This window comes from Mycobacteroides franklinii (genome assembly GCF_002013895.1).
Taxonomy (GTDB): domain Bacteria; phylum Actinomycetota; class Actinomycetes; order Mycobacteriales; family Mycobacteriaceae; genus Mycobacterium; species Mycobacterium franklinii.
The window spans coordinates 67,950-93,434 of sequence record NZ_MAFQ01000017.1 but is presented as its reverse complement, the minus strand read 5'-3'; the positions used below and the strand labels follow the sequence as shown (position 1 = coordinate 93,434).

The following is a 25,485-nucleotide window of genomic DNA, read 5'->3' as shown; positions in this document are numbered from 1 at the left end:
GCCTTGATCATCGGCAGCCGTCCCGCGCCAAAATCTCCGATAGCGCTCCCCGCAACATCTCCCTTGAGTCACAACCATTCTCGGGCCGCACATCCGAACGCCACCCGATGAACTGATCCGGCCGTACCAGTAGCGCTTCACCCGCGGCCAGGCACGTCACCGCCGACCAACGTTCACCGTCCGGTCCGCCGATACCCACGAAGGTGACCGTCACGTCGAGGTCGGCTGACGCTCCGGACGTCGCGTCACGCCAGTCCTCGTGGTCGCCGGCAGCGATGACGGTAAACCCGGCACCGAGGAGGTCCAAGCTGGACTCGCGCTTGCCATTTCGTTCCAGCCAGACGTGTGGCATACGCGTTCCCGCCTGCCCTCGCAACTGATCCACCAGAGCGACCTCGTCGGGATATGGGGCCGTCTCGTGCGGCACGGTTGCCGCTGAGCGGTACTGGTATCCGGCGAGCAACGCGAAGATCGGCTGCTCTTCCTCCAACGGCAGATCCGGCACGTCGTCATCTATCCGCAAGAAGGACCGCGGCGGACCGGTCAGCGACTGTCGCGCGCTGAAGGTACCCACCGGATGACGTTCGACCTCATAGGTCCGCAACAGTCCGGCCCCCGCCTGGCCGATGATGACGGCCGCGAGCTTCCACGCGAGGTTGTCAGCACTCTGGATCGCGCAGTTGGCGCCCCCGGCCTTGAAGGGCGGCATAGCGTGCGCCGCGTCCCCCACAAGAAACACCCTGCCGTCCTGAAATCGCTCGGCGACCTGCTCGTATGGCTGCCAGGACGCGATCTCCACGATCACCAGGTCTACGGGTTCGCCCACCGCGGCATTAAGGAGTTCGCGACAGCGCTCGGGCGTGAACTCGGCAGCGGTCTCCCCTGCGCTGCGCAGGTAGGTGGTGATGAACAACCCCAGGTCGCCGTCGGTGCCGACGAAAATCCCATCCACTGTGGCGTTCTTGACATGAATCGAATCGCCGTCGGCCAGGCCGGGCACGAACTGTCGCCACGGTCCACGAAAGTAAATGAAGATGACATAGATGGGCAGGGCACCATGCCCCGCAGACCTTATCCCCAGCGCCTCCCGAACCGGGCTGTGCGTACCGTCCGCGGCAACCAGGTAGTCGGCCCGCACCGTTTGTTCAGTCCCAGAACGCATATCGCGAAGCACCGCGGTCACACCGTCGTCGTCCTGCGCGAATGAAGTCAGCTCTGTCCCATATCGGACCTCACCACCACTTCCTCGAGTTTTATCGAGAAGTATTGGTTCCAAGCGGCTTTGGGGGCAGTACTGCGCGGGCGGCTCCGGGCTCAACTCATCGATGCCACCGAAGATACCGGCGACATCCAGGGGCGTGCCCTCGTCCGTGCCGTTGAGCGTGGACCTCGTCACCATGCCGGACACACCATCGGCGACGGCATCCACGGCGTCGCCGACCCCCAACCTTCGCAAAATCTCGAGCGTGCGAAAGCTCAGGTTCCTGGCTTTTGGATAGACAAATCTCTCGGAACGCCTCTCGACCAAAAGAGGCGGGACACCATGATGGGCGAGCAAAGCAGACAGAGAGAGGCCCGCCGCGCCGGCGCCGGTAATGAGTACCGGGACATGTTTCGGATTCACGAAGACCCTCCACACCGTAGGCGGAACCGACCAGTTCCGCCTACCCAGGCTGACACACAGGCACCCGATACGCAAGACGTGAATTTTCAGATTTCGGCGGGCACGCAGGCCAGCGGCAGGACAACATCTTCGAGTACCCGTCGGACATACACACGATCCACCGGGCGCCCCGCCATGACCCGGATGATGTTGAGACCGAGGACGGCGTCAGGCAGAAGCGACAGATCACGCCCACCCGCGATCTCGCCCCGGGCAACGGCCTGATCGAGTACCACCTGCAGCATCCGGCGCGACTGCGCCAGCACCACATCCTCCAGCGCCGCCGCCAGCAGCGGATTGCGACTGGCGGCAGTAGCCACTCCCACAACGACATTCAACATATTTTTATCATTGGCGTCGTACTCGGGAACCGCGGCGATCACCGCCTCCACATCGCCGCGCAGCGTGCCGGTGTTCGGTGGCCGCACCGAACCCAACTGCCGGCGCCAGTGCGCAATCGCATCGGCGACCACTGCTTCCTTAGATGACCAACGTCGGTAGATGGCCGCCTTGCCCACCCCGGCCCGCGCCGCGACATCATCCATGCTGGCGCGGTCATACCCGTGCTCAGACACCGCCGCCAGCGCAGCCTCGAGAATGGCGCCGTCCAACGATCGGTCTAGCCGGGCCGACCCGCGACTCGACATACCACGCTCCCCTCCACCCAGGGCGATACGGAACAGTTCCGATCCAACCATACTGCCGGGCTCGAGGAATGCGCGAGATTAGCCCGTGAGCACCGGAATCGTTTGGGGCATCATGAGCGGGCGCACCTCGATCCACCGCTCCTCCGGAGTGCCCAGTCCCGTCAGCTGCAGCACTCCGCGTGCGTCGGCGATGTAGATGATCGCCGGCGAGGCGACGATCGTGGACACCGGGGTCAACAGGTTGCGATCATCCAGGTCGGAGTTCACCCCGTCCAGGTTCACGTTGGCCACCAAGTGCGATCCGTCGTTGCGGGCCACCGCGATATCGTCACCGGTGCGCCAGGCCAGCGAGACCGCCGAGTTTCCCAGGCCATAGCCCAGCCGCCGCGGTTGCACCAACGCGTAGTCGCCACTGTCAGTCTGCACGACCGTCGCCAGGATGACCTGGCCGTCGATGATCATCGCCGCTCGGGTGCCATCGCGCGACAACGCCAGTTCGGTGATCAGTCCCTTGTATTTCTGTGCCACCGCCGAGGATTCGACCGGCAGTACCGCCACCATGGACGTGGTGGCCTCCTGGATGACTCTGACCACTCGGCCGCCGTCGATGACCACCCACACCGCGTCGTCGAGCGCCCAGGTCGGGCGCGTCAGGGTCTTGCCGCCGACCGCCTCACTGCCATTTGCGCCATTGGCACCCACCCACATCGACATCTGCGGGTCATCGCCTGCTTGTACCCGCACCACGGACGCCACCTGACGGCCGCTGCGGGACAGCGCCGCGGAAACCTGGTTTCCCACTTGACCGAAAGATCCCCGCACCGGCGCCGCTGTGTCGCGATCAACCGATACCAGCGACCCGTTGAGCAGCCCGTACAGACCCACCCCTGCGCCCTCCGACGCGCCAGGGTCCGTCGATGCGACATTCTGAGTGCTCCAGCCCTGCGCCAGCTGCTCATCGAGTGGCGCACCATTGACCTGCAGCACATACGGGCCAGCAACACCTGCCCGCGACAACGTCCAAATCACCTGCGCGGCAAGGAACTGCCGGGTCCGCTGATCCGGTGTCAGATCGCCCTCCAGTTCCACCCGCACCCCGCCATATCCGCGCCCCACATCGACCCTGCTGCCATCGACGCGGGTCACCGGGCCGCGCAACCGCAGACCGTTGAGGTGATTACGCACGGCCCCACCAAGTTCCGGGCGCGGGCCGGCCAGCAGTTTGTACACGAGCTCGGTGGCCAACAGTTCAGGATCAGCGACCGCCAGATACCGCGGGTCGGGCACCACCGTACGGCCGGCGGGATCCGCGAAGTACACGGTGTATCGCCGATAGGTGGTCTGGAACTGCGCCCAGTCCAGGAACACTCCATTGGGCAGCGTGTCGATTCTCCACTCGCCGTTGACCTTTACCAACGTGAACTGCGGAGCTTGAACGTCGCCTTGCGAAGTCTCGAACACCCCGATATCGGACAAGGTGCCCAGTTTGTTGGCGCGGACATTGATGGTCCACCGGTCGACACCGCGCTGGTCGGCGAACACTGGCGACTCGATCAGCACCGCGTCACCCGCGTCATCCCACGTCCGCGATCCGGATTCGGTGAGGAATTGGCGGGCCGCCCGGTGTCTGTTGGACGGCTCGGCCGTGGCTTTCAGAAATTCACGGAGCACCGTTTCCGGCTCCATGCCCGGCGTGGGTGCCGGGACCCCGGGAGGCAGCGGGCGCTGCACCGTGCCGATGGCCTGCGGCGAGGACGAGGACGGCACGCCGGCACAGCCGGAGACCCCGAGTGTTATCGCAGCCAGGGCGGCGGCCACCTTGCGGCGCATCACGATGCATCTCCCCCACGGCCGCCCGACGACTCCCGCACGCGCTCGGTCTTGTCACCCGAGGTACGCATGGGCGTGGTCTCTTGCTCCCCGGGATGAGGTCCGCGCGAAGTCGCCCGGCGCACAGCCGAACTCGGACGGCTGGTCGGATTCAACGGAAGAGGGCTCGTCGTCACTTTATGCCCGCGCACCAACGGCACCGTCAGGCGGAACAGCGCACCATTGCCCGGTTCGCCCCACGCCTCCAGGCGTCCCTGATGCAATCGGGCGTCCTCGACGCTGATCGCCAACCCCAGCCCGGTGCCCCCGGAATGACGCTTACGCGACGGATCGGCACGCCAGAACCTGTTGAACACCAACTTTTCCTCACCGGGCCGCAAGCCGACCCCGCGGTCGCGGACCGTGACGGCGACACTGTCGATATCGGCGGCCATCCGGATGGTGACAGGCTTGTGCTCGCTGTGGTCGATGGCATTGGCCACCAAGTTGCGCAGGATGCGTTCCACGCGACGGGGATCCACCTCGGCGATGATCTCTTTGTCGGGCATGTCGAGCTCGACCGTGGTGTCCAATTCGTCGGCCAGGTGCTTGACCGAGGCCACCACCGCCTTGACGGTGTCACGCAGATCCACCTGCTCCACGGTGAGCTCGGCCACACCGGCATCGTGCCGCGAGATTTCCAGCAAGTCACTGAGCAGCGTTTCAAATCGATCGAGCTCGTTGACCATCAACTCGGCGGAGCGCTGCAGCGCCGGATCGAGCTCTTCGCGGTTGTCATAGATGAGGTCGGCCGCCATCCGCACCGTGGTCAGCGGCGTGCGCAATTCGTGGCTCACGTCAGAGGTGAAGCGGCGCTGCAGATTTCCGAACTCTTCCAGTTGGGTGATCTCACGCGACAGGCTCTCGGCCATGTCGTTGAACGACACTGCGAGCCGCGCCATATCGTCGACGCCGCGCACCGGCATGCGTTCGGACAGATGCCCTTCGGCGAATCGCTCGGCGATACGCGACGCCGACCGCACCGGCAGCACCACCTGGCGAGCGACCAGCAGCGCCACCGCGGCCAGCAGCACCAGCAGCACCACCCCACCGGTCACGATGGTGCCCCTGACCAGCGAAATGGTGCTTTCCTCGTTCGAGAGCGGGAAGACCAGATACAGCTCGAGCGCGGTCACCTTCGAGGAGGTAGTCGGCGAACCGATAACCAGAGCCTTCCCCGAGAAGCTCTCGGTGTGCACTGTCGAGTACTGGTAACTGACCTGTCCGGCCTTGACGAATTCGCGCAAGGGGCCCGGAATTTGGGTGGCCGGCCCCGCCGACGTTGCCTCACGGGGGCCGTCACCGGGAACCAGCAGGACGGCGTCGAACGCACCAGCGCCTCCACCGTCGGAGCCCTTGCTACCGTTCAGCAGTTGGTTACGAGCCAGCTCCAGGCTGCTTTGTACCGAGCGGGTCTCCTCGCCGCCGACATCGTCGCTGACGATGACGCGCGCGCGTTCCATCTCTTCGGTCGCGACCCGGATCTTCGATTCCAGGATGCGGTCGGTGACCTGGCTTGTGAGCACGAATCCCAAGATCAGAATGACCAGTGAGGACAGCGCCAGGTTGGACACCACCACCCGCACCTGCAGGGAACGGCGCCAGGTGAACCCGACCGCTCGACTCAGTGCCTTCAGTCCGCGTATCAGTGGTGCCGATCGCCGCTGAATGCGCCGCTTCGAGCTGAAGATCACGGGGGTCCGGCCTTATATCCCACTCCTCGAACGGTCAACACCACGGTCGGATTCTCAGGGTCCTTCTCGACCTTCGCCCGCAGACGCTGCACGTGGACGTTCACCAGCCTGGTATCGGCCGGGTGACGATAACCCCACACCTGTTCGAGCAGCACATCACGAGTAAACACCTGGCGCGGTTTACGTGCCAGCGCCACCAGCAGGTCGAACTCCAGCGGGGTCAGGGAGATCTGTTCGCCCTCGCGCGTCACCTTGTGCGCGGGCACATCGATCTCGATACCCGCGATGTTCAGCAGCTCGGCGGGCTCGTCGTCGTTGCGGCGCAACCGGGCACGAATGCGGGCGACGAGCTCCTTGGGCTTGAACGGCTTCATGATGTAGTCATCGGCGCCGGACTCCAGACCCAACACCACGTCAACGGTGTCGGTCTTGGCGGTGAGCATGACGATCGGCACACCGGAGTCGGAGCGCAGCACGCGGCAGACATCGATGCCGTTCATCCCGGGCAGCATGAGGTCCAGCAGGACCAAATCGGGCCGCAGCTCCCGAACGGCGGTGAGCGCCTGGGTGCCATCGCTCACAACAGCCGTCTCGAAACCCTCCCCGCGCAACACGATGGTGAGCATCTCCGCCAATGACGCGTCATCGTCGACAACAAGGATCCTTTGCCTCATAGATCCCATCGTGTCACTAGATCGTGACAAAACCGGGGTACCAAAGGGGCGAGTTGCGAATCTATCTGGCAGTTAGACGAGCTGCTGACGGATCTTGAACTTCTGGATCTTGCCGGTGGCCGTTCTGGGCAGGGCTTCGACGAACTCGACGCGCTTGGGGCACTTGTACCCGGCGAGTCTGTCCCGGCAGTGCGCGATGAGTTCGGACCCGGTCGGCGGGTCGGCCGGGGCGACCACCACCACGACCGCCGTGACCAGTTCTCCCCATTTCTCGTCGGGGATCCCGACGACAGCGGCCTCACGAACGGCGGGATGCGATATCAACGCGTCCTCGACCTCGATGGAGGTGACATTCTCCCCGCCCGTGATGATGACGTCCTTCTTGCGATCCGAGATGGTGAGATATCCGTCGTCCACCGAGCCACGATCACCGGTGTGAAACCAATTGCCCGCCAATGCCTCCGCGGTGGCCTCCGGTTGATGCCAATATCCGTCGAGATTCGTGTTCGACTGGGTGAGCACCTCACCGTCCTCGGCGACGGAAACACGCACACCGATCGCCGGGGCACCCGCACGCCCCAGCATGCGGGCCTGCTCCTGCTCATCGAGACCGGCCCATTCGGAGCGAAAACGATTCATGGTGATCAGCGGTGCGGTTTCGGTAAGCCCATAGATCTGAATGAATTCCCAGCCGAGTTCGGCCCGCACCCGCGCGATGGTGCGCGTTGGCGGCGGCGCCCCCGCGACGATGATGCGTACCCGGCCCCGGCCCGGAATGGGCCCTTGCCAGCGCGCGGCCGCGTCCAGCACCGCGTCGACGACCGTTGGCGCCGCGCACATCACAGTGACGCCATGTGCCGCGACGCGGCGCAGAATCTCGTCGCCGTCGACCTTGCGCAACACAATGTGCCGCCCACCCATTCCGGTGGCGGCGTAGGGCCAACCCCATCCGTTGCAGTGAAACATCGGCAATGTGTGTAGCAGCACGTCGTCATCCCGCAAGGTCGCGTGCAGCCCGAAGACGACGGCGTTGATCCAGATATTGCGATGTGTGAGCTGTACGCCCTTGGGCCGGCTGGTCGTGCCTGAGGTGTAATTCAGTGTGGCTGTGTCCGATTCGGTACAGGACCAGGATTGGGGACTAGCGGAGGTCGGGGACTTGCCCTCTCCCATGTCCCCGAACATCGCCGCATCGTCTTCTCCCAGCACGAAGTTGTGGGTGGCGCGCACGGTGTCCAGTAGGCCCCGCACCTCCGGGTCGACCATCAGCACCGACGCGCCCGAATGCTCGACGATGTACTCGATCTCGGCGGGGGCCAACCGAAAATTGATGGGCACCAGGATGCGCCCCCACCCGGACACCCCGAAAAAGGAGGTGAGCAGGCGCGCGCTGTTCTGCGAAACGATTGCCACCCGCTCCCCCGGTGCGACCCCGAGAGCATCGAGCACCGCGGCCTGTCCACGAGCCCGCGCGGCGAGCTGCCGGTAGGTCAACTCGCCCCAAGACGGCGCCGGTTGCACCGGCTCGTCGACAACGCCGATGCGGTCGGGGTAGACCAGCTCGGCACGGTCCAGGAAATCTCGTACGCTTAGATCGAAGTACACGTACCAATCCTGCCGTCCCGCGCCCAGTGCGGTGTCCATATCAACGAACGACGCGGCATCTTGCCGGTCACTGGTGGCCGGGTGTTTAATGATGGCGCTTTGTTCAGCAGTGATTCATGTGCGCTTTGCGCCCACGACTAGGAGGTGACGCGACTATGTCCGATAGTCAACCTCCGAGTATTCACAGCGCCTTCTAACGCAGACCCGGTTCGCGCTCGAAGGCGCTCTTGTTGCACCGATTTTTGTGCATCTCGAAATCACTGCGAGAGAACAGGACCCGTTATGAGCCATTGGGATGTCATCATCCGCATAGCACTCGGATTTGGCCTGGGTTGCGCCATCGGAGTAGAACGGCAGTGGCGCGCCAAGAATGCCGGCCTACGCACCAACGCCCTGGTGTGCCTGGGTGCAACGCTATTCGTCATCATGGGTGCCTACAGCTTCCACGGGCCCGGCGCAGATCCCACTCGCGTTGCGGCACAGATTGTTTCGGGCATCGGTTTCCTCGGTGCCGGCGTGATCATGAAGCAAGGCGCCACCATCACCGGGCTGAACACCGCCGCCACCATGTGGGCAACTGCCGCAGTCGGCGCCCTAGCGGGTGGCGGAATGTACGAGGTGGCAGTCCTCGGTGCGGCGGCAATTGTGCTGGCCAACCTGCTGTTACGCCCGGTGGGCCATCTACTGGATCGTCAGCCCGCAATCGGTCGCGAGTCCGCGCCCGCTGCGTATCTCTTCGAGGTGACCACCACCGATGAGACAGAGGCGCATATCCGGGCGCTCACCGTGCAAGCGGTCAACCGGCCCGAATTCGCATTGCAATCGGTGCGGTCCTACGACGTCGAGGACGGCAAGCACGTTCGGGTGGTCGCGAAGCTGAGCGCCGAGGAGCGCAACGACTCCCTGCTGGAGTCCGCGGTGAGCCGGTTGTCCATGGAACCCGCGGTCTCATCGGTGCGTTGGCACGTCGGCCGTGAGGAAGAAGTCGAATCCAGCGAGTGGTAGCGGCTGGCCGAGCATGACGCCATTGCGGAATTTCTGTCGATTTGCCGCAGTAGCGTCACGCTCGCCGAAGGAGCTCCGCTGCGAGCGTTTCCGGTTCGGCACCATCGGTGACCACCCAGGGTCCACCCCAGTTGCGTTGCGCCAGATCGGCGTACGCCGCGGATACCCGCGACTGCAGGTCCGCGTCACGCTCGTAGGTATCGCGAGCGCGGTCACTGTCCTGCTGCTCGCGGCCGCGGGCCCGCTCCCCTGCCAGCTCGGGTGAAACATTAAGGAATACTTGCCAATCCGGTCGCGGCAGCCCAAAGCGCTCGAACTCCAGCGCGTACACCCAGTGCGCCATGTCGCCGTCGCCATCCTGGTGCAGCCGCGCCGCACCGTATGCGGCGTTGGAGGCTACCCACCGATCCAGGATCACCAGATCGTGAGCGCGCATCAGCTCCGTCAACTCCGCGAGCGCATCACGGCGATCCAGCGCGAACAGCAGCCCCATGGCGTACGCGGACGACACCACATCACCGTGCCCGCCTTTGAGCGACTCGGCAGCGAGATCGGCATGCACCGACTGTCCATAACGCGGAAAGGCCAGCGTCGCAACGGATAACCCGTCGGACACGCAGCGCTTGGTCAGCGCCTCGGTGAGTGTGCGCTTCCCCGCGCCGTCGACACCCTCGATCGCAATCAGTTGGCCCACGGCTGGTCAGCCTACGCAAAAGCCCCCGGCACCGGAGTGCAAGGGGCCTCTACGTTGGTCAGCGACGATCAGTAGCGGTAGTGCTCCGGCTTGTACGGGCCCTCCACGTCCACGCCGATGTACTCGGCCTGGTCCTTGGTGAGCTTGGTCAGCGAGCCGCCGAGAGCCTCGACGTGGATACGCGCCACCTTCTCATCGAGGTGCTTGGCAAGCCGGTAGACCTCGTTGTCGTACTCGTCGTTCTTGGTCCACAACTCGATCTGCGCGATCACCTGGTTGGAGAAGCTGTTGCTCATCACGAACGACGGATGTCCGGTGGCGTTACCCAGGTTGAGCAAACGGCCCTCGGACAGCACGATGATCGACTTGCCCGAGTCGCCGAACGTCCACTGATCGACCTGCGGCTTGATGTTGAGCCGGACCGCGCCCGACTTCTCCAGCGCCGCCATGTCGATCTCGTTGTCGAAGTGGCCGATGTTGCCCAGGATCGCCTGGTCCTTCATGGCCTTCATGTGATCCAGCAGGATGATGTCGTAGTTACCGGTGGCGGTCACCACGATGTCGGCATTGCCGATGGCCTCCTCGACGGTCACGACGTCGAACCCGTCCATGAGCGCCTGCAGTGCGTTGATCGGGTCGATCTCGGTGACCTGCACGCGCGCACCCTGTCCGGCGAGGGACTCGGCACAACCCTTGCCGACGTCGCCATAACCACAGATCAGCACCTTCTTGCCACCGATGAGCACGTCGGTGCCGCGGTTGATGCCGTCGACCAGCGAGTGCCGGGTGCCGTACTTGTTGTCGAACTTGCTCTTCGTCACCGAGTCGTTGACGTTGATGGCCGGGAACGCCAGCTCGCCGGCGGCGGCGAACTGGTATAGGCGCAGCACGCCGGTGGTGGTCTCTTCGGTGACACCCTGGACCGATTCGGCGATCTTGGTCCACTTGTCCTTGTCGGTCTCGAACCGCTCGCGCAGCAGGTTCAGGAAGACCTTGTACTCGGTGGAGTCGTTCTCGTCAGCGGGCGGCACCACACCGGCCTGCTCGAACTGCGCACCGCGCAGCACCAGCATGGTGGCGTCGCCACCGTCGTCCAGGATCATGTTGGCCGGCTCGTTCGGCCAGGTGAGCATCTGCTCGGCGGCCCACCAGTACTCCTCCAGCGTCTCGCCCTTCCAGGCGAAGACCGGGGTGCCCTGGGGCTCTTCCGGGGTGCCGTGCGGCCCGACGACGACAGCCGCCGCCGCGTGGTCCTGGGTGGAGAAGATGTTGCACGACGCCCAGCGCACCTCGGCACCGAGCGCGACAAGCGTCTCGATCAGCACCGCGGTCTGAATCGTCATGTGCAGCGAGCCAGAGATGCGAGCGCCCTTGAGCGGCAACACATCTGCGTACTCACGGCGCAGCGTCATCAGGCCCGGCATCTCGTGCTCGGCGAGACGGATCTCCTTGCGGCCGAACTCGGCCTCGGAAAGATCGGCCACCTTGTAATCAATGCCGTTGCGTACGTCGGCCACCAGCTCGGTCATCGCCACCTCAATCAAGTCTCTGAAGTATGTCAATCCCCATGACATACACGGGTCCGTCACCAGGTTAGCGCGTGAGAGCGACGGATAGTTAGATCAGGTACCGAGATTTACGCAGGTGCAGGTCACGCCCTGTCGGCAAGCGCGTTGGTCTCGACGAACGGCGACAACAACCGCGCCATATCGAGCGCCACGTCATGATCCGATTCCGGCGGCATCGATACGTAACTAATCGCCAGCCGCACAATCGACCTCGCGAGGATCGCAGCGTCTTCCTCGCTGGCGGCCACCCAGCTGTTCGCGAACGACTCGGTCAGCCGCGCCGAGGCCGGCAGCACGATCAGCGCGCTGTCGACCGTCACGAGGCGCATGAGCTCAGGCTTGGCCTCACCGGTCAACAGCGAGATCACCATGGGGTCTGCGGCACTCTCGGCGAAGAAGGCCGCGAATCCCTGATGCAACGCGCCGTGGATATCACCGACGTTGGCGTAGATCGCATCATTGACAGAGTCGGCCAGACGCAAGGCCAACCGCAAGGCGTACCCCTGAGCCAACCCCTGCCGGGAACCGAACTCGTTGTAGAGCGTTTGACGGCTGACCCCGGCCCGGCGGGACACATCGGACATGGTGACCGCCGACCAGTCCCGCTGGCGCAGCAGATCGCCCAGGGCATCGAGGACCGATTCGCGAAGCAGCGCCCGCGCGGCCTCCGCATACGGCACTCGTGGCGTCACCCCGGGCAGCCTGACAGCGGTGCTGGCCGACGTCAATGCGTCCCTGCCGGGCAGGACGTCCGTCATGGCCGCGCGATCTCTACCATCACGAAGTCAGCTTTGGCCGCTCCGCAATCCGGGCAGCTCCAGTCGTCGGGAATGTCCTCCCAGCGGGTGCCCGGCTCGAGGCCGTCCTCCGGCCAACCAAGGGCCTCGTCGTACTGGAACCCGCACTGCATGCATTCGTACAGCTTGTAGTCCTCATCGCTCATGAGTCCGCTCCTGATTTTGAGGATTCAAAAACTTCGAAATCCACTTTCTCGCGCACTCCGCAGTCGGGGCAGCACCAGTCGTCGGGAATCGCCGACCACGCCGTCCCGGCCGGAAACCCCTCGCGAGGGGCTCCCGTGCTCTCGTCGTACACGTACTGACATACAGGGCAACGGTACTGCGACATGTCAGGCCGCCTCGTTCGTCACGCCGTACTTGGCCAGAATCTTTGTGCGCTTACTCGGCTGAACATTCACCTTGGTGATATCGCCGTCGTAGTGATCCAGCACCCGATGGTCCATGACCTTGCGCCACAGCGGCGGGAAGTAGGCCAGGGTCAACATCGTGGCGTACCCACTGGGAAGGTTCGGCGCACCGTCCATACTGCGCAGCGTCTGGTAACGCCGGGTCGGGTTGGCGTGGTGATCGCTGTGCCGCTGCAGGTGGTACAGGAAAATGTTGGTCACCAGGTGATCGGAGTTCCAGCTGTGCTTGGGTGTGCAGCGCTCGTACCGACCGCCGGCAACCTTCTGGCGCAGCAGACCGTAGTGCTCGAGATAGTTCACCGTCTCCAGGAAGGTGAATCCATAGATGGCCTGAATGATCAGGTACGGGATGACCGCGGTGCCGAAGATAGCGATGGTGACCCCGAACAGCACCACCGACATCAGCCAGGCATTGACCACATCGTTGCTCGGGTGCAACACAAAGCGGTTCAGCCGCTTCATGCGCGTGGCCTCCAGGTTCCAGGAGGACTTCAGGCTGCCCCACACGCTGCGCGGCCAGAATCCCCAGAAGGTCTCGCCGAAGCGTGAGCTGGCCGGATCCTCGGGCGTCGCGACGCGCACATGGTGGCCGCGGTTGTGCTCGATGTAGAAGTGGCCGTAGAACGTCTGCGCCAGCGTGATCTTCGAGAGCCAGCGCTCCAGCTCGTCCTTCTTGTGCCCCATTTCGTGGGCGGTGTTGATACCCACACCACCCAGCACGCCGATCGACGCCGCGATACCCAGCTTGGAAATCCAGCTGATGCCGTGGTCAAACCCGATCCAGCTCAGATCGGTGGCGGTGAAGTAGTACGCACCCACGAAGAAGCTGGCGTACTGGAACGGGATGAAGATGTAGGTGCAATAGCGGTAGTACTTGTCGTTCTCGAGCGCCTCCATCACCTCATCGGGCGCGTTCTCGCCGTCGGCCCCGAAATTCAGGTCCAGCAGCGGCAGGATCACGTAGACCAACAGCGGGCCGATCCAGAAGAAGATCGGCGAGAACTGCTGCCAGCCGAGCTGGTTCATCACATAGACCAAAGCCGTCGCGATGAAGATCGCCGTGGGCGGGATCATGCCGTACAGCCACATGTAGCGCTTGCGGTCGCGCCACGCTGAGGCGGGCTGCACCGGGCTGGTTTCCAGGTTTGACGTCATCGTCACTTCTCCTCGTCGATATCTGCGTGAGGTACGTCACCGAACAGATTTGACGATAGGACATGCTTCGTCACATGTCTAGACAAATCAATATGTTTTGTAAAGAACCTGGTGGCGCGCGTCACCCACAGTCACCGAGACCACGGTTTTCGACGCAACGGCCGAGACAGGCGCGCACGACACGGCGTGTCGGCGCGCAAGGAAACGCGAAGAAGAGTTACTTCTCGACGGCCACGCGCTGCCCCAGCACGGAGTGCCGGCGGCTGTAGACGAAGTAGACGATCACGCCGACGGCCATCCAGCCCAGTGCGAACATCCAGGTACGCACCGCGAGGTTGAGCATCAACCACCCGCACGCCACGATCGCGACAATCGGCAGCCAGGGCACTCCCGGCGTCCGGAAACTGCGGGGCAGATCCGGCCGAGATCGCCGCAGCACGACAACACCGGCCGAAACCAGCACAAACGCGAACAGTGTGCCGACGTTGACGATCTCCTCCAAACCCTCGATCGGAGTAAGAGAGGCAGCCATCGCCACCAGAAAGCCCACGATCAGGGTGATCCGTATCGGCGTGCCGTGCGATCCGGTTCGCGCCAGCTCGCGCGGCAGCAGCCCGTCGCGGCACATTGCGAAGATGACCCGGATCTGCCCGAGCATCAACACCATGACCACGGTGGTCAGCCCGGCCAGCGCACCGATCGCGATCACTTTGGCCGCCCAGTCGACACCGTTGAGGTGGAATGCCGTGGACAGGTTCGGGTGCGAATCCTCGGCCCGCAGATCGCTGTACTTGACCATCCCGGAAAGCACCACCGTCACCGCGACGTACAGGACGGTCACGATGACCAGCGAGGCGATGATGCCGCGCGGCACATCCTTTTGCGGATTCCGCGTTTCCTCCGCGGTTGTGGCGACGACATCGAAACCGATGAATGCGAAGAACACGATCGATGCACCCGCCAGCACACCGAACCAGCCGTACTGACTGCCGGTACCGCCGACGATGAAGGAGAACAGGGACTGATCCAATCCCTGTCTACTGGAACCTCCCGCCTCCGCCGGGGGGATGAACGGTGTGTAGTTGGACGTCTTGATGAAGAACGCGCCGACGATGATCACCAACAACACCACCAGAACCTTGATGGTCGTGATGACGAGCGACACCCGCGAAGACAGCTTGGTACCGACGGCGAGCAGCACCGTCAACACCGAAACAACGAGCAGCGCACCCCAGTCGATCTTGACCGACCCGAGATGAACTGTGCCGCTGGAGAACCCAAATACGGTACTCAAATAGCTGGACCAGCCCTTGGCGACGGTGGCCGCACCGACCGAGAACTCCAGAATCAGATCCCAGCCCAGAATCCACGCGGCGAACTCACCGAACGTCGCGTAGGAGAACGTATAGGCGCTGCCGGCAACGGGGATGGTGGAGGCGAATTCGGCATAACACATCGCCGCCAGCCCGCACCCGATCGCGGCCATGATGAAGGAGAGCGAGATCGCGGGCCCGGTGACATTGGCCGCCGTCGATGCGGTGACGGTGAAGATACCGGCTCCGATGACCACCGAGACCCCGAAAACGGTGAGATCCCACCACGTTAGGTCCCTACGAAGCTTCGTTTCCGGCTCGTCGGTATCCGCGATCGACTGCTCGACAGACTTGGTTCGCCACAATCCGCTACCTGGCATTACGGCAGTCTCGCACAACCCCCATGCTCACGACTGTTGATCACACCGCCTAGCTAAGAAATCGCGGCTGAGCGGTCCAGATCGGGTTCCAGGTAGATCACCTGCGCTATCGGCACCGCCTCGCGCACCCGCCGCTCGGCGGCGTCAATGGTGGCAGCGACCCGCGGCAAATCCGCAGACGGTGTGATGGCGATCTTGGCCGCGACCAATAACTCCTCCGGACCCAGATACTGGGTCCGGCAATGGATTACCCGCTCGACGTGTTCGGTACCCGCGAGTGCGCCAAGAATGGCCTGCTCCTGTGCCGCCGTAGCGCCCTCGCCGATCAGCAGACTCTTCATCTCGACCATCAGGACGATCGCGATGATGCCCAACAGCACGCCGATCGCCATCGTGCCGATCCCGTCCCATACCGGATCACCGGTGACGATCGTCATACCAACACCGAACAACGCGAAAGCCAACCCCAGCAGCGCGCCGGTGTCTTCGAGCAGTACGACGGGAAGCTCCGGGTTACGCGAGTTCCGGATGAACTGCCACCAGCTGGCGCCGCCCTTCAGCGGCCTGGACTCGATGAACGCGGTACGGAAGCTGTAGCCCTCCAGCGCGATCGCCACCGCCAGGATGACGATCGCCACGATCGGTGACTGCAGATGCTCCGGAGCATGGATCTTGTGATAGCCCTCGTATAGGGCGAAGACCGAGCCGAGCGTGAACAACACCAGCGCGACCACAAAGGAGTAGAAGAATCGGCTGCGTCCATATCCGAACGGGTGCAGGCGATCTGCTTCCTTGCTCGCGGCACGCTGTCCGTAGAGCAGCAGACCCTGGTTGGAGGTGTCCGCTATCGAGTGCACTGACTCGGCGAGCATCGACGAACTGCCGGTGATCGCGAAGCCGACGAACTTGGCCACGGCGATACCGGCGTTGGCGGCCAGCGCCGCGATGATCGCTCTCTTACTACCGCCTGCCGACATCGACTCTCCTTCTGTTTCCGCCCCGGCCGACCGCTACGCGTCTGCGTCGACGGTTGCCATGAACACCCGGGCATCGGACCGCCCGGTCAGCGTGACACTTCCGCCATCGGCAGGCACCCACACCGACTGTCCGGCATGCACCTCGAGGTCCGTCCCTGAACCGTCCAGACTCACGCTGCCCTGGGTGCACAGCAGTATCCGCGGTCCTTTGATCCCTATCGGCGTGGGCTCGCCGTCCACGAGGTCGAAGCGCGAGAGCGCGAACTCCTTGGCGGGCGTGCGATACCGAGTCTCGGCACCATCGGTGACCGTCTCGACGTGCAGGTGCTTCTCGGCGGCAGGTGAAAAATCCAGCACCCGAAGCAATTCGGGAACGTCGACGTGTTTCGGCGTCAGCCCGCCCCGCAGTACGTTGTCGGAGTTGGCCATGATCTCCACCGCCAGGCCACGCAGGTAGGCGTGCAGGTTTCCGGCAGGCAGATAAATGCCCTCCCCCGGTTCCAGCGTGAGCCGATTCAACAACAGCGAGGCGAGCACTCCCGCATCGGCGGGATAGCGCTCACCCAATTCCAGGAGTGTGCGCGCCTCGCCGACGAAGCGTCCGTCATCAGAAGACAGGTAGCGCACCGCCCCGTCGAGAACGGCCGGCACCAACACATCCAGGCTCGGCTGCGGAAGGGTGATCCAGGTGGTGAACAAGGCCCGTAGCCCGTCGGCGTCGGATTGACCCGCCAGCAGGTTCACATATGGGGTCAGCGCGTCGACGTCCAGTGCACGGAACAGTTCCACGGTGTCGCCGGGATCACGGAAGCCCGCCAGCGCCTCGAAACGATCCAGGGCCACAACGAGTTCCGGCTTGTGGTTGCGATCGCGATAGTTGCGCACCGGAGAGTTGAGCGGTACACCCGCCGCCTCTTCGCGTGCGTACCCGTCGGCCGCCTGCTGCGCGCTGGGGTGTGCCTGCAGGGAAAGCGGCTCGTCGGCCGCCAGCACCTTCAGCAGGAAGGGCAGCTGATCCCCGAACTCTGCCACCGAGGCCGGCCCCAACTGACCGGCCGGGTCGGCTGCCACCACATCGAGTAATGACTTTGCGCCGCTGGATGTTTCCAGGTACGCGGGGTCAGCCGGATGTGCGCCCAGCCACAGCTCGGCTTCCGGATGCGGTGTAGGCGTAGGGCGCCCGGTGAACTCGGCGATGGCCGTCCGCGAACCCCAGGCGTACGTCCTGATCGCCCCCCTGAGCAGATTCACAGCCCGGATCTCCCCCCACCAAGCCGGGCATACACCGAGGCCATCTCGAACCGTGTCGAGAGCATCAGCAACTGCGCGAACTCCGACGGTCGGGCCGCCTCCTGGCCGAGGTCCGTGGTGCTCACCAATTCGGCTTCGTCGACACCCTCGATCCTCGCGGCAACCGATTGGAAGTCGGTGTCGGTCGCAAGTGCCAGTATTCGCGGCGGTCCCTCGCTACGCGGACCATCGATGAACTCATCGTGAAACAACGAGCTCTCACTAGAACTCCTGCCCGACAAGGCATCCCGCATCGCAGCCAGCGCCTGCGGTAGGCCGCAGGCGGTGACGGTGCGCTGGGTCAGTCGTAGCAGCGTCGCCGCGGCGTGCCCCGCCAGCGCCACGGTGACCGACCGATCCCCGCACAACACCGCGGGGCCACCGGTCAAGCGCGCGGCGATCGTTTTCGCGGCATTGGTGAAAACCTCGCGTCCCACGGTGTTCCGGGACACTTCACCGTCTATCTCGTCGGCAATGGTCATCACGTCGGGCGTGATGGCCCTGTCCAGCGCGCCAAGCACGGCCGCGCCCACCGCAAGATTATGGGCAAGGCCGAAGGTGTCCGGTACTCGCAATCGAGGCGCCAGCGAAATCGCCCGGCCGGCACCGGAATCCGCTAGAGGCCCCTCATCCGGGGCGGCAATGACCACCCGCGCGCCCCGGCGAGTACCCACCGATACCGCGGCACTCAGGGCCGGATCACCGGCGTCGTCACCGGCAATCACCATGACATCGAGCGGGCCCACCCAAACCGGCGCACGGGTGGCAGTCACGAATGGCAGGCTCACCGTATCTGCTAGCGCGCCAGCCAGAATCGCTCCGGCTGTGGCGGCGGTACCGCGCCCGGAGACCCACACGACGGCGCGCGATCGGTCCTCCGACCGCAATGGTTCTAGCGCGCCCTCGGCGATGGCGGTGCCCACGGCACGCACCTGCGATCCGGCCATCGACGCGGCCTGCAGCGCCCCATCGCGATCCGCCGCCAAGAGACCCTCGGCGTCGTCCAGATCGATGGTGGCGTTCATCAGGTGGCAGCCTCTGTGCGGTCCACCAAATCGGTGACACGCGCGACTACGGCGGCCACATCCTCATCTGTGCGCGCCTCGACGTTGAGCCGCAGCAGGGGCTCGGTGTTGGACGTGCGCAGGTTGAACCACGTTCCCGCACCGATGTCGACGGTGACACCGTCGAGGTGATCGATCGAAACTATCTGGGTGCCAAATGACTTCAGCACTTCGTCGACACAGGCCTTGACATTCGAGACGCGGAAGTTGATCTCGCCGGAAGACGCGTAGCGCTCGTAGTCCGACATCAGATCCGACAGCGGCCGATCTTGTTCGCTGAGAGCCGCCAGTACATGCAGAGCCGCCAGCATGCCGGAGTCGGCGCCCCAGAAATCCCGGAAGTAATAGTGCGCGGAGTGCTCACCGCCGAAGATCGCGCCGGTCTCGGCCATCAACGCCTTGATGAACGAGTGACCAACCCGGGATCGCACCGGAGTTCCGCCATGCTCGATGACGAGCTCCGGGACGGCGCGCGAGGTGATCAAGTTATGGATGACGGTGCCGCCGATCTCCCGCTCCAACTCTCGACGGGCCACCAAAGCGGTTACCGCGGAGGGCGATACGGCGCGCCCGCGCTCATCGACCACGAAACAACGGTCGGCGTCGCCGTCGAAGGCAAGACCGATATCGGCACTCTCGGCACCCACGAAGGCCTGCAGATCCCTGAGGTTCTCGGGATCGAGCGGATTGGCCTCGTGGTTGGGAAAGTTGCCGTCCAACTCGAAATACAAGGGCGCGACAGTGATCGACGAAATCGAACCCAACACCGCGGGTGTCGTGTGCCCGGCCATGCCATTACCGGCGTCCACCGCCACCCGAAGCGGGCGTGCCGCACTCAACTGAACCAGCGACCGCAGGAACTCGCCGTATTCGGCGAGCACATCGCGCTTGGTGACGGCGCCCGCAGGACCGTCGTAACCGGGCACTCCGCCGATGAGCTCATCGCTGATGACGGACAGGCCGCTGTCCTTGCCCACGGGCTTGGCCCCGGCGCGGCACAGCTTGATTCCGTTGTATGCGGCCGGATTGTGGCTGGCGGTGAACATCGCGCCCGGGCAGTCCAACAATCCGGACGCGAAGTACAGCTGGTCGGTGGATGCCAGCCCGATCTGCACCACGTCGACGCCCTGGGCGGTGACGCCGTCCGTGAACGCCTGCGCCAGAGAGGGCGACGAGTCACGCATATCGCGGCCCACGACGATCCGCAGCGGCCTGGACGGGTCGTCCCGCTCGGCCTTGACCAGACGTGCGAACGAGGAACCCACGTCGAAGACAAAGGACTCGTCGATCTGCTCGCCCAGTAGGCCACGAACGTCGTACGCCTTGATGACAGCGTGGACAGCGTCGGCAGACCGGGCCATGACGAGAGCACTCCTATTGATCTGTTGAAAGCCGGACGTTAGGTATCGCTGGCCAGCCTAGTGGTCGGCGAGTGCCCAACGTGAACGTCCGGCGAGAGGCTACAGAATGTAATCAGGCCGCGCCGAAAGTGCCTAGTCAGAGCTGCCCGATATCGGCACTCGCGCGAACCGGCCTCACTCCGGGACAAATACTCGTTCGGACCAGCCTCACTCTCCCGGACAAATACTCGTTCGGACCAGCCTCACTCGGAAGGATCAGGCAGAACCCGCAGATGTCCTCGACGCCGCCCCACCGGAGCCGGATGGACGGGCCGCGGGGCGGCATTGGGCGCGGGGCTGCTGACATCGAACGCCGGCTCGCTGAATCCAGCCGCGGCCACCCGGACACCGGCGGGCTCGCGCACCGCATCTGCCAGGGCAACCAGGTCGTCGTCCTCTGGATTGGACGGTAAAGGACCGTTGTAGCGGACCAGCTCCCATCCGCGGGGCGCGGTGATCCGGCTCGCGTGTTGCGCGCACAGATCCCACGAATGCGGCTCGCTGGACGTGGCCAGCGGCCCAACCACGGCCGTCGAATCCGCGTAGACGAACGTCAACGTCGCCACGGCGGTACTCGGGCACCCGGGTCGACAGCAGCGACGGGGGGCTCTCACAAACGTTGAGGCTAGCGTGCGCAAACACGTTCCGACCCGCAGACACGCGCTGTGCACCGACCGAGACCGTCCGGTGATCGGCTCGTTGTGATTCGTCAATCACAGGAGTCACACCGTTACCATCTTTCGTATGTCACGTGACGGACGGCGCGGCGGGACCTCTGGGGGATCGAGTTCGCAGGGCTCTCGCAGGGGGCGCGATTTCCGTGGGCCCCTACTGCCGCCGACCGTTCCCGGCTGGCGCTCACGCGCCGAGCGTTTCGATATGGCGGTACTGGAAGCCTACGAGCCGATTGAGCGGGCCTGGCAGTCGCGGCTAGCGGGTTTGGACGTCGCGGTCGATGAGATTCCGCGCATCCAGCCCAAGGACCCGGATTCGGTGCAGTGGCCGCCGGAGGTGATCGCGGATGGACCGATACCGCTGGCGAGGCTGATTCCTGCTGGCGTCGACACCCGGGGCAACACCACCCGGGCGCGAATTGTCTTGTTCCGCAAGCCAATCGAATTGCGCGCGAAGAAATCTGGAGATTTGTCGGATCTGCTGCACGATCTGTTGGTCGCGCAGGTTGCCACCCACCTGGGGGTGGAGCCGTCGGTGATCGACCCAACCATCACCGACGAGGGCGACTGACTCCGCCCTGGTCGAACGCGGAGTTAGATGATGCCCCGCTTCAGGCGACGCCGCTCACGTTCGGAGAGGCCACCCCAAATACCGAACCGCTCGTCATTGGCCAGTGCGTACTCAAGGCACTCGTCCTTGACCTCGCAGCCCTGGCAGATGCGCTTGGCTTCACGAGTCGACCCACCCTTTTCAGGGAAGAAGGCCTCGGGATCGGTCTGTGCGCACAGCGCCTTTTCCTGCCACTGATCGTCAGTGACACCAGCAATCGCGTCAAAATCGTTCTGCACCAACGTTAGATGTGGACGTGCGGGCGGCAAGCCCGTCGCACCCGTGCCAACGCCGGAACTCAGCTCGTCGTGTACGCCGAATTCATTGCGCCCGAACAGCATCGTCCCGCCTCCTCACTGTTCCTCTTGCATCCAAATACAGCCCGTATTGCCCGGTTTCGTGCCCACATCTTCGTTTCCCGGCCATTCCATTCGAACACTTGATCGAATCCCGGTCTGCGCCTGCGACTTACAAACTCAGCCCGAGGAATGACACTGGTGTGATTACACACGTGTTCGCTGCCGGGGTCAAGCGAAGGACGAAAATTCATACCATCTGCGACCGACAAAAACGGCGTGGCGCCCTCGTGGCGTGTCGCGTCATTGCCGGCGCACTAGTCTCGGTCAACGTGAAAGTCACCGTCCTCGTCGGCGGCGTCGGCGGAGCGCGCTTCCTGCTCGGCGTCCAACGCTTGCTCGGATCAGATTCCAGCAAGCATCAAATTAACGCCATCGTGAACATTGGCGACGACGCCTGGATGCACGGTGTCAGGATCTGTCCTGACCTGGACACCTGCATGTACACCCTGGGCGGCGGAGTCGATCAGGATCGCGGCTGGGGGCACCGCGACGAGACGTGGAATGCCATGGAGGAGCTGGCGGCCTACGGCGCCCAGCCCGACTGGTTCTCACTCGGCGACAGGGACCTGGCCACTCACCTCATACGCAGCCAAATGCTGCGAGCCGGTTATCCGCTATCAGCGGTCACCGAAGCGTTATGCAATCGATGGCAGCCCGGAGTCCGGCTGTTACCCGCCAGCGACGACCGCTGCGAGACCCACGTGGTGATCACCGACCCGGCCGACGGCGAGCAGCGCGCCATCCATTTCCAGCAGTGGTGGGTGCAGCATCGCGCGCAGGTCCCGACGCACAGCTTCGCCTTTGTCGGCGCCGACGAAGCAAAGTCCGGCCCGGGAGTTGCCGAGGCCATCGGCGAGGCCGATGTGGTCTTGCTGGCGCCGTCCAATCCGGTGGTGAGCGTCGGGGCCATCCTGGCGGTCGGCGGAGTTCGCGGGGCACTCCGCACGACCTCCGCTCCGGTCATCGGGTACTCGCCGATCGTGTCGGGCAAGCCGCTACGCGGAATGGCCGACGAATGTTTGCGCGTGATCGGTGTCGAGGTCAGCTCCCAAGGTGTGGGAGAACACTTCGGCGCCCGGTCACAGACCGGCATCCTCGACGGCTGGCTTGTCGACGAGGGTGACGCCGCTCACATTGCGGGAGTTCAGGTACGGTCGGTTCCGCTGCTCATGACCGACCCCGACGCGACGGCCGCAATGGTACGTGCGGGACTAGACCTGGCCGGAGTTACTTTATGACCCCACCTGCGGATTCTCCTGCACCGGAACATGGTTCGGCGGCTCCCGTCGAGATCTTACCCGTAACAGGACTACCCGAATTCCGCCCGGGCGACGACGTGGCCGCGGCCGTCGCAGAGGCGGCATCGTGGATGCGCGACGGCGATGTGATCGTCATCACCAGCAAGATCATCTCCAAGGCCGAGGGCCGGATCGTCGCCGCACCCGCCGACCCCGAGGCACGGGACGCCCTGCGGCGCAAGCTGATCGATTCGGAGTCGGTACGCGTGCTGGCCCGCAAGGGCAAGACGCTGATCACCGAGAACACCATCGGCATCGTGCAGGCCGCCGCGGGCATCGACGCATCAAACGTCGACACCGCCGAACTAGTTCTGCTTCCCACCGACCCCGACGCCAGTGCGGCGGCGATCCGGGCAGCGCTCTCGCGACGGCTGGGCGTGAATGTCGCGGTGGTCATCACCGACACCATGGGTCGGGCCTGGCGCAACGGCCAGACCGATGCGGCCATCGGTTCCGCGGGCATACCCGTCCTCTACGGCTATGCCGGTGCAAAAGATAAGCACGGGAACGAACTTCAGGTTACCGAAGTCGCCATCGCCGACGAGATCTCGGCCGCCGCCGACCTGGTCAAGGGCAAGCTCACCGACGTACCGGTCGCAGTGGTGCGCGGCCTGACCTTGCCCGATGACGGCAGCGCGGCCCAGGATCTGCTGCGCTCGGGGCCGGACGACCTGTTCTGGCTGGGCACCAATGAGGCCCTGGCGCAGGGACGCCGCGAGGCGGTACTCGTGCGCCGCTCCATCCGGCAATTCGCCGACACCGCAGTCGATCCCGATCTACTACGCGAAGCGATCGGCGAGGCCCTGACGGCCCCCGCCCCGCATCACACCCATCCGGTCCGATTCGTATGGGTGCGCGATCTCACGATGCGCCGGGCACTCTTGGACGCCTTGAAGCAGGCCTGGGCGACCGACCTCGCCGCCGATGGGCGCAGCCCGGAGTCCGTCGAGAAGCGGGTGGGGCGCGGACAAATCCTCTATGACGCACCGGAGATGGTGGTCCCATTCCTGGTGCCCGACGGCGCCCACGACTATCCGGACGAGCGGCGAACCGCCGCGGAGCGCACCATGTTCACCGTTGCGGTCGGCGCGGCCGTGCAGGCACTGTTGGTCGCACTCGCCGCACGAGAAGTCGGGAGCTGCTGGATCGGATCCACGATTTTCGCGGGGGACGTCGTGCGCCGTCAGCTGAAATTGGATGCGTCATGGGAACCCATGGGCGCCATCGCCATTGGCTATCCCTACGGTTACCCGGAGGCAGGACTGGACCCGCGCACTCCCCTGCCGCCGGGCCAGATGTTGGTGGAGCTGTGATGAGCCAGATGGGTGAAGAACATCAGGCGGTGTCGGGTCTACGAGCTTCTACCGTCGAGCTGCTCTCCTCATGGGAGGCGCCCGACGCTGAGCAAGACAGTCTGCGGCACTCGGTGCTGGCATTTCTCGACGCCAACCCCGATGCCTGCCGCCGCCGCAGCGCCGCCGGTCATATCACCGCCTCGGCACTGGTGGTCAACCACGACGGATCGCAGGCGTTGCTGACCCTGCACCCCCGGGTGGGCAGGTGGCTACAGCTTGGTGGCCACTGCGAGGAAGAGGACTCCACCATCTGGGACGCCGCCCTGCGAGAGGCGACCGAGGAGTCCGGGATAGCAGACCTCACCCTTGAGCCGAATCTGCTTGGCATACATGTACATCCGATCACTTGCTCACTCGGTGTACCAACCCGCCATCTCGATCTGCAGTTCTTGGCGCACGCACCGGAAGGCGCACAGATCTCCGTCAGCGAAGAATCACTCGACCTGCGCTGGTGGCCCATCGATCGCATTCCCGATGAAGATCACTCGGTGGCGGTGCTGGCCCAGCGGGCACGTACCCGTCTGCGCTAGTGCCCCTCGACGCGCAGATAGATGCGGGACTCACCGGAGGGCAGCTCGCCGGTGAACACGCTGATGCCGTACATGCTGTCGGCGACGCCATAGCGGCCGTTTGGCATGTCACAGTTGAATCCGGCCTTCAACCAGTCAGGGTCGGTCCGTTGCGGTATGCGGTCGCAGGCTACCGGCTCGGTTCGGATCGGATTACCGCGCAAGAGCATTGGTGCCGGCGGTGAGGTCGTCGACTCGAAGGCTCCGGAGCGCCAGCCTTGACCCACGAATGGTTCGGGGAAGTACGTCATCGAGACCAGACTGTAGGAGTCGGGAATGGTGAGCTCGACCTTCTTCAGGTTGTCCCGAGCACGTTGCAGATCCCGCGCCTGCTGGTCGTGATCGACCTTGCCCGAGCAGCCGATCAGCGCGAGAACGGTTGCCCCGCACACGAACAGCCGCACACCGCGCATGG

At 64.3% G+C, this 25,485-nt stretch carries 25 protein-coding genes; 5 read left to right on the top strand and 20 right to left on the bottom strand.

The genetic code is table 11. The features are described from left to right. Positions 1-7 precede the first annotated feature (7 nt). The 6 genes from B4393_RS23975 to B4393_RS23950 all read right to left on the bottom strand — a co-directional run bounded on the left by B4393_RS23975 (position 8) and on the right by B4393_RS23950 (position 8,152). Positions 8-1,624, bottom strand: coding sequence for an FAD-dependent monooxygenase (locus B4393_RS23975; protein ID WP_109558568.1), 1,617 nt, complete (start codon positions 1,622-1,624; stop codon positions 8-10). Between the two features lie 86 nt (positions 1,625-1,710). After that, positions 1,711-2,310, bottom strand: a complete 600-nt coding sequence (locus B4393_RS23970; protein WP_078336255.1) for a TetR/AcrR family transcriptional regulator — start codon at positions 2,308-2,310, stop codon at positions 1,711-1,713. Between the two features lie 78 nt (positions 2,311-2,388). After that, complete coding sequence (lpqB, locus tag B4393_RS23965) at positions 2,389-4,143, bottom strand: MtrAB system accessory lipoprotein LpqB (protein WP_109558567.1); 1,755 nt, start codon at positions 4,141-4,143, stop codon at positions 2,389-2,391. Further along, entirely contained in the window at positions 4,140-5,873 is a 1,734-nt protein-coding gene (mtrB, locus tag B4393_RS23960; RefSeq protein WP_078336253.1) for an MtrAB system histidine kinase MtrB, read from the bottom strand. The genes lpqB and mtrB overlap by 4 nt, the downstream gene beginning before the upstream one ends. After that, the gene (gene mtrA / locus B4393_RS23955) at positions 5,870-6,556 is read right to left on the bottom strand and encodes a two-component system response regulator MtrA (protein WP_070909563.1); all 687 of its coding nucleotides are present in this window, start codon (positions 6,554-6,556) and stop codon (positions 5,870-5,872) included. Before mtrA ends, mtrB begins: the two co-directional genes overlap by 4 nt. Before the next feature lie 63 nt (positions 6,557-6,619). Next, entirely contained in the window at positions 6,620-8,152 is a 1,533-nt protein-coding gene (locus B4393_RS23950; protein WP_078336278.1) for an AMP-binding protein, read from the bottom strand. A 282-nt stretch (positions 8,153-8,434) separates the two neighbouring features. On the opposite strand from B4393_RS23950, the gene B4393_RS23945 reads away from it, so the two are divergent. After that, entirely contained in the window at positions 8,435-9,157 is a 723-nt protein-coding gene (locus B4393_RS23945) for an MgtC/SapB family protein (protein WP_078279938.1), read from the top strand. Positions 9,158-9,212: 55 nt separating this feature from the next. Here the strand turns inward: B4393_RS23945 and B4393_RS23940 are convergent, their stop codons facing one another. The 12 genes from B4393_RS23940 to B4393_RS23885 form a co-directional block, all read right to left on the bottom strand. Further along, entirely contained in the window at positions 9,213-9,851 is a 639-nt protein-coding gene (locus tag B4393_RS23940; RefSeq protein ID WP_078336252.1) for a dTMP kinase, read from the bottom strand. A gap of 68 nt (positions 9,852-9,919) precedes the next feature. Further along, positions 9,920-11,380: an adenosylhomocysteinase gene (ahcY, locus tag B4393_RS23935; RefSeq protein ID WP_078279944.1), complete on the bottom strand. Its 1,461-nt coding sequence runs from the start codon at positions 11,378-11,380 to the stop codon at positions 9,920-9,922. Positions 11,381-11,502: 122 nt separating this feature from the next. Further along, positions 11,503-12,099 carry a TetR/AcrR family transcriptional regulator gene (locus B4393_RS23930; protein WP_070939329.1) on the bottom strand — a complete coding sequence of 199 codons (597 nt, stop codon included), beginning with the start codon at positions 12,097-12,099 and terminating at the stop codon, positions 11,503-11,505. 74 nt (positions 12,100-12,173) lie between these two features. Beyond that, entirely contained in the window at positions 12,174-12,362 is a 189-nt protein-coding gene (locus tag B4393_RS23925) for a rubredoxin (protein WP_078336251.1), read from the bottom strand. Then, a complete protein-coding gene (locus B4393_RS23920) occupies positions 12,359-12,547 on the bottom strand; it encodes a rubredoxin (RefSeq protein ID WP_078336250.1) in 189 nt (62 codons plus the stop codon). The genes B4393_RS23925 and B4393_RS23920 overlap by 4 nt, the downstream gene beginning before the upstream one ends. A gap of 1 nt (position 12,548) precedes the next feature. After that, positions 12,549-13,781, bottom strand: a complete 1,233-nt coding sequence (locus B4393_RS23915; protein ID WP_078336249.1) for an alkane 1-monooxygenase — start codon at positions 13,779-13,781, stop codon at positions 12,549-12,551. Positions 13,782-13,998: 217 nt separating this feature from the next. Further along, a complete protein-coding gene (locus B4393_RS23910; protein ID WP_078336248.1) occupies positions 13,999-15,474 on the bottom strand; it encodes an APC family permease in 1,476 nt (491 codons plus the stop codon). A 53-nt stretch (positions 15,475-15,527) separates the two neighbouring features. Beyond that, positions 15,528-16,451 (bottom strand): cation diffusion facilitator family transporter, encoded by a 924-nt coding sequence (locus tag B4393_RS23905; RefSeq protein ID WP_078336247.1) that lies wholly within the window; start codon positions 16,449-16,451, stop codon positions 15,528-15,530. A 33-nt stretch (positions 16,452-16,484) separates the two neighbouring features. Beyond that, positions 16,485-17,702: a mannose-6-phosphate isomerase, class I gene (gene manA / locus B4393_RS23900; RefSeq protein ID WP_078336246.1), complete on the bottom strand. Its 1,218-nt coding sequence runs from the start codon at positions 17,700-17,702 to the stop codon at positions 16,485-16,487. Beyond that, positions 17,699-18,766: a TobH protein gene (locus tag B4393_RS23895; RefSeq protein ID WP_078336245.1), complete on the bottom strand. Its 1,068-nt coding sequence runs from the start codon at positions 18,764-18,766 to the stop codon at positions 17,699-17,701. Before B4393_RS23895 ends, manA begins: the two co-directional genes overlap by 4 nt. After that, the gene (locus tag B4393_RS23890; protein WP_078336244.1) at positions 18,766-20,166 is read right to left on the bottom strand and encodes a phosphomannomutase/phosphoglucomutase; all 1,401 of its coding nucleotides are present in this window, start codon (positions 20,164-20,166) and stop codon (positions 18,766-18,768) included. The genes B4393_RS23895 and B4393_RS23890 overlap by 1 nt, the downstream gene beginning before the upstream one ends. Positions 20,167-20,408: 242 nt before the next feature. Continuing rightward, a complete protein-coding gene (locus B4393_RS23885; protein WP_078279970.1) occupies positions 20,409-20,819 on the bottom strand; it encodes a DUF3499 domain-containing protein in 411 nt (136 codons plus the stop codon). Between the two features lie 130 nt (positions 20,820-20,949). On the opposite strand from B4393_RS23885, the gene B4393_RS23880 reads away from it, so the two are divergent. Beyond that, positions 20,950-21,450, top strand: a complete 501-nt coding sequence (locus B4393_RS23880; RefSeq protein WP_078279973.1) for a metallopeptidase family protein — start codon at positions 20,950-20,952, stop codon at positions 21,448-21,450. Positions 21,451-21,473: 23 nt separating this feature from the next. On the opposite strand, the gene B4393_RS23875 is transcribed toward B4393_RS23880, so the two are convergent. Further along, positions 21,474-21,728: a WhiB family transcriptional regulator gene (locus tag B4393_RS23875; protein ID WP_070939326.1), complete on the bottom strand. Its 255-nt coding sequence runs from the start codon at positions 21,726-21,728 to the stop codon at positions 21,474-21,476. Positions 21,729-22,117: 389 nt separating this feature from the next. Between B4393_RS23875 and cofD the strand changes: the two genes are divergently transcribed. From cofD to B4393_RS23860, 3 genes are read left to right on the top strand one after another with little or no spacing between them, the layout of a single operon-like run. After that, complete coding sequence (cofD, locus tag B4393_RS23870) at positions 22,118-23,086, top strand: 2-phospho-L-lactate transferase (protein WP_078336277.1); 969 nt, start codon at positions 22,118-22,120, stop codon at positions 23,084-23,086. Then, positions 23,083-24,459 carry a coenzyme F420-0:L-glutamate ligase gene (locus B4393_RS23865; RefSeq protein ID WP_078336243.1) on the top strand — a complete coding sequence of 459 codons (1,377 nt, stop codon included), beginning with the start codon at positions 23,083-23,085 and terminating at the stop codon, positions 24,457-24,459. The genes cofD and B4393_RS23865 overlap by 4 nt, the downstream gene beginning before the upstream one ends. 8 nt (positions 24,460-24,467) lie before the next feature. Beyond that, positions 24,468-25,031, top strand: a complete 564-nt coding sequence (locus B4393_RS23860; RefSeq protein ID WP_078336276.1) for an NUDIX hydrolase — start codon at positions 24,468-24,470, stop codon at positions 25,029-25,031. On the opposite strand, the gene B4393_RS23855 is transcribed toward B4393_RS23860, so the two are convergent. Next, entirely contained in the window at positions 25,028-25,483 is a 456-nt protein-coding gene (locus B4393_RS23855) for a hypothetical protein (protein ID WP_078336242.1), read from the bottom strand. The two genes, B4393_RS23860 and B4393_RS23855, sit on opposite strands and share 4 nt — an antisense overlap. Between the last annotated feature and the right edge of the window lie 2 nt (positions 25,484-25,485).

Bases quoted from the DNA above. Each gene is read 5' to 3' on its own strand.
- B4393_RS23970 (WP_078336255.1), bottom strand. From the start codon at position 2,310: ATGTCGAGTCGCGGGTCGGCCCGGCTAGACCGATCGTTGGACGGCGCC.
- mtrA (WP_070909563.1), bottom strand. From the start codon at position 6,556: ATGGGATCTATGAGGCAAAGGATCCTTGTTGTCGACGATGACGCGTCA.
- B4393_RS23945 (WP_078279938.1), top strand. From the start codon at position 8,435: ATGAGCCATTGGGATGTCATCATCCGCATAGCACTCGGATTTGGCCTG.
- ahcY (WP_078279944.1), bottom strand. From the start codon at position 11,380: ATGACCGAGCTGGTGGCCGACGTACGCAACGGCATTGATTACAAGGTG.
- B4393_RS23925 (WP_078336251.1), bottom strand. From the start codon at position 12,362: ATGAGCGATGAGGACTACAAGCTGTACGAATGCATGCAGTGCGGGTTC.
- B4393_RS23920 (WP_078336250.1), bottom strand. From the start codon at position 12,547: ATGTCGCAGTACCGTTGCCCTGTATGTCAGTACGTGTACGACGAGAGC.
- B4393_RS23915 (WP_078336249.1), bottom strand. From the start codon at position 13,781: ATGACGTCAAACCTGGAAACCAGCCCGGTGCAGCCCGCCTCAGCGTGG.
- B4393_RS23910 (WP_078336248.1), bottom strand. From the start codon at position 15,474: ATGCCAGGTAGCGGATTGTGGCGAACCAAGTCTGTCGAGCAGTCGATC.
- B4393_RS23905 (WP_078336247.1), bottom strand. From the start codon at position 16,451: ATGTCGGCAGGCGGTAGTAAGAGAGCGATCATCGCGGCGCTGGCCGCC.
- B4393_RS23895 (WP_078336245.1), bottom strand. From the start codon at position 18,766: ATGAACGCCACCATCGATCTGGACGACGCCGAGGGTCTCTTGGCGGCG.
- B4393_RS23890 (WP_078336244.1), bottom strand. From the start codon at position 20,166: ATGGCCCGGTCTGCCGACGCTGTCCACGCTGTCATCAAGGCGTACGAC.
- B4393_RS23880 (WP_078279973.1), top strand. From the start codon at position 20,950: ATGTCACGTGACGGACGGCGCGGCGGGACCTCTGGGGGATCGAGTTCG.
- B4393_RS23865 (WP_078336243.1), top strand. From the start codon at position 23,083: ATGACCCCACCTGCGGATTCTCCTGCACCGGAACATGGTTCGGCGGCT.
- B4393_RS23860 (WP_078336276.1), top strand. From the start codon at position 24,468: ATGGGTGAAGAACATCAGGCGGTGTCGGGTCTACGAGCTTCTACCGTC.
- B4393_RS23855 (WP_078336242.1), bottom strand. From the start codon at position 25,483: ATGCGCGGTGTGCGGCTGTTCGTGTGCGGGGCAACCGTTCTCGCGCTG.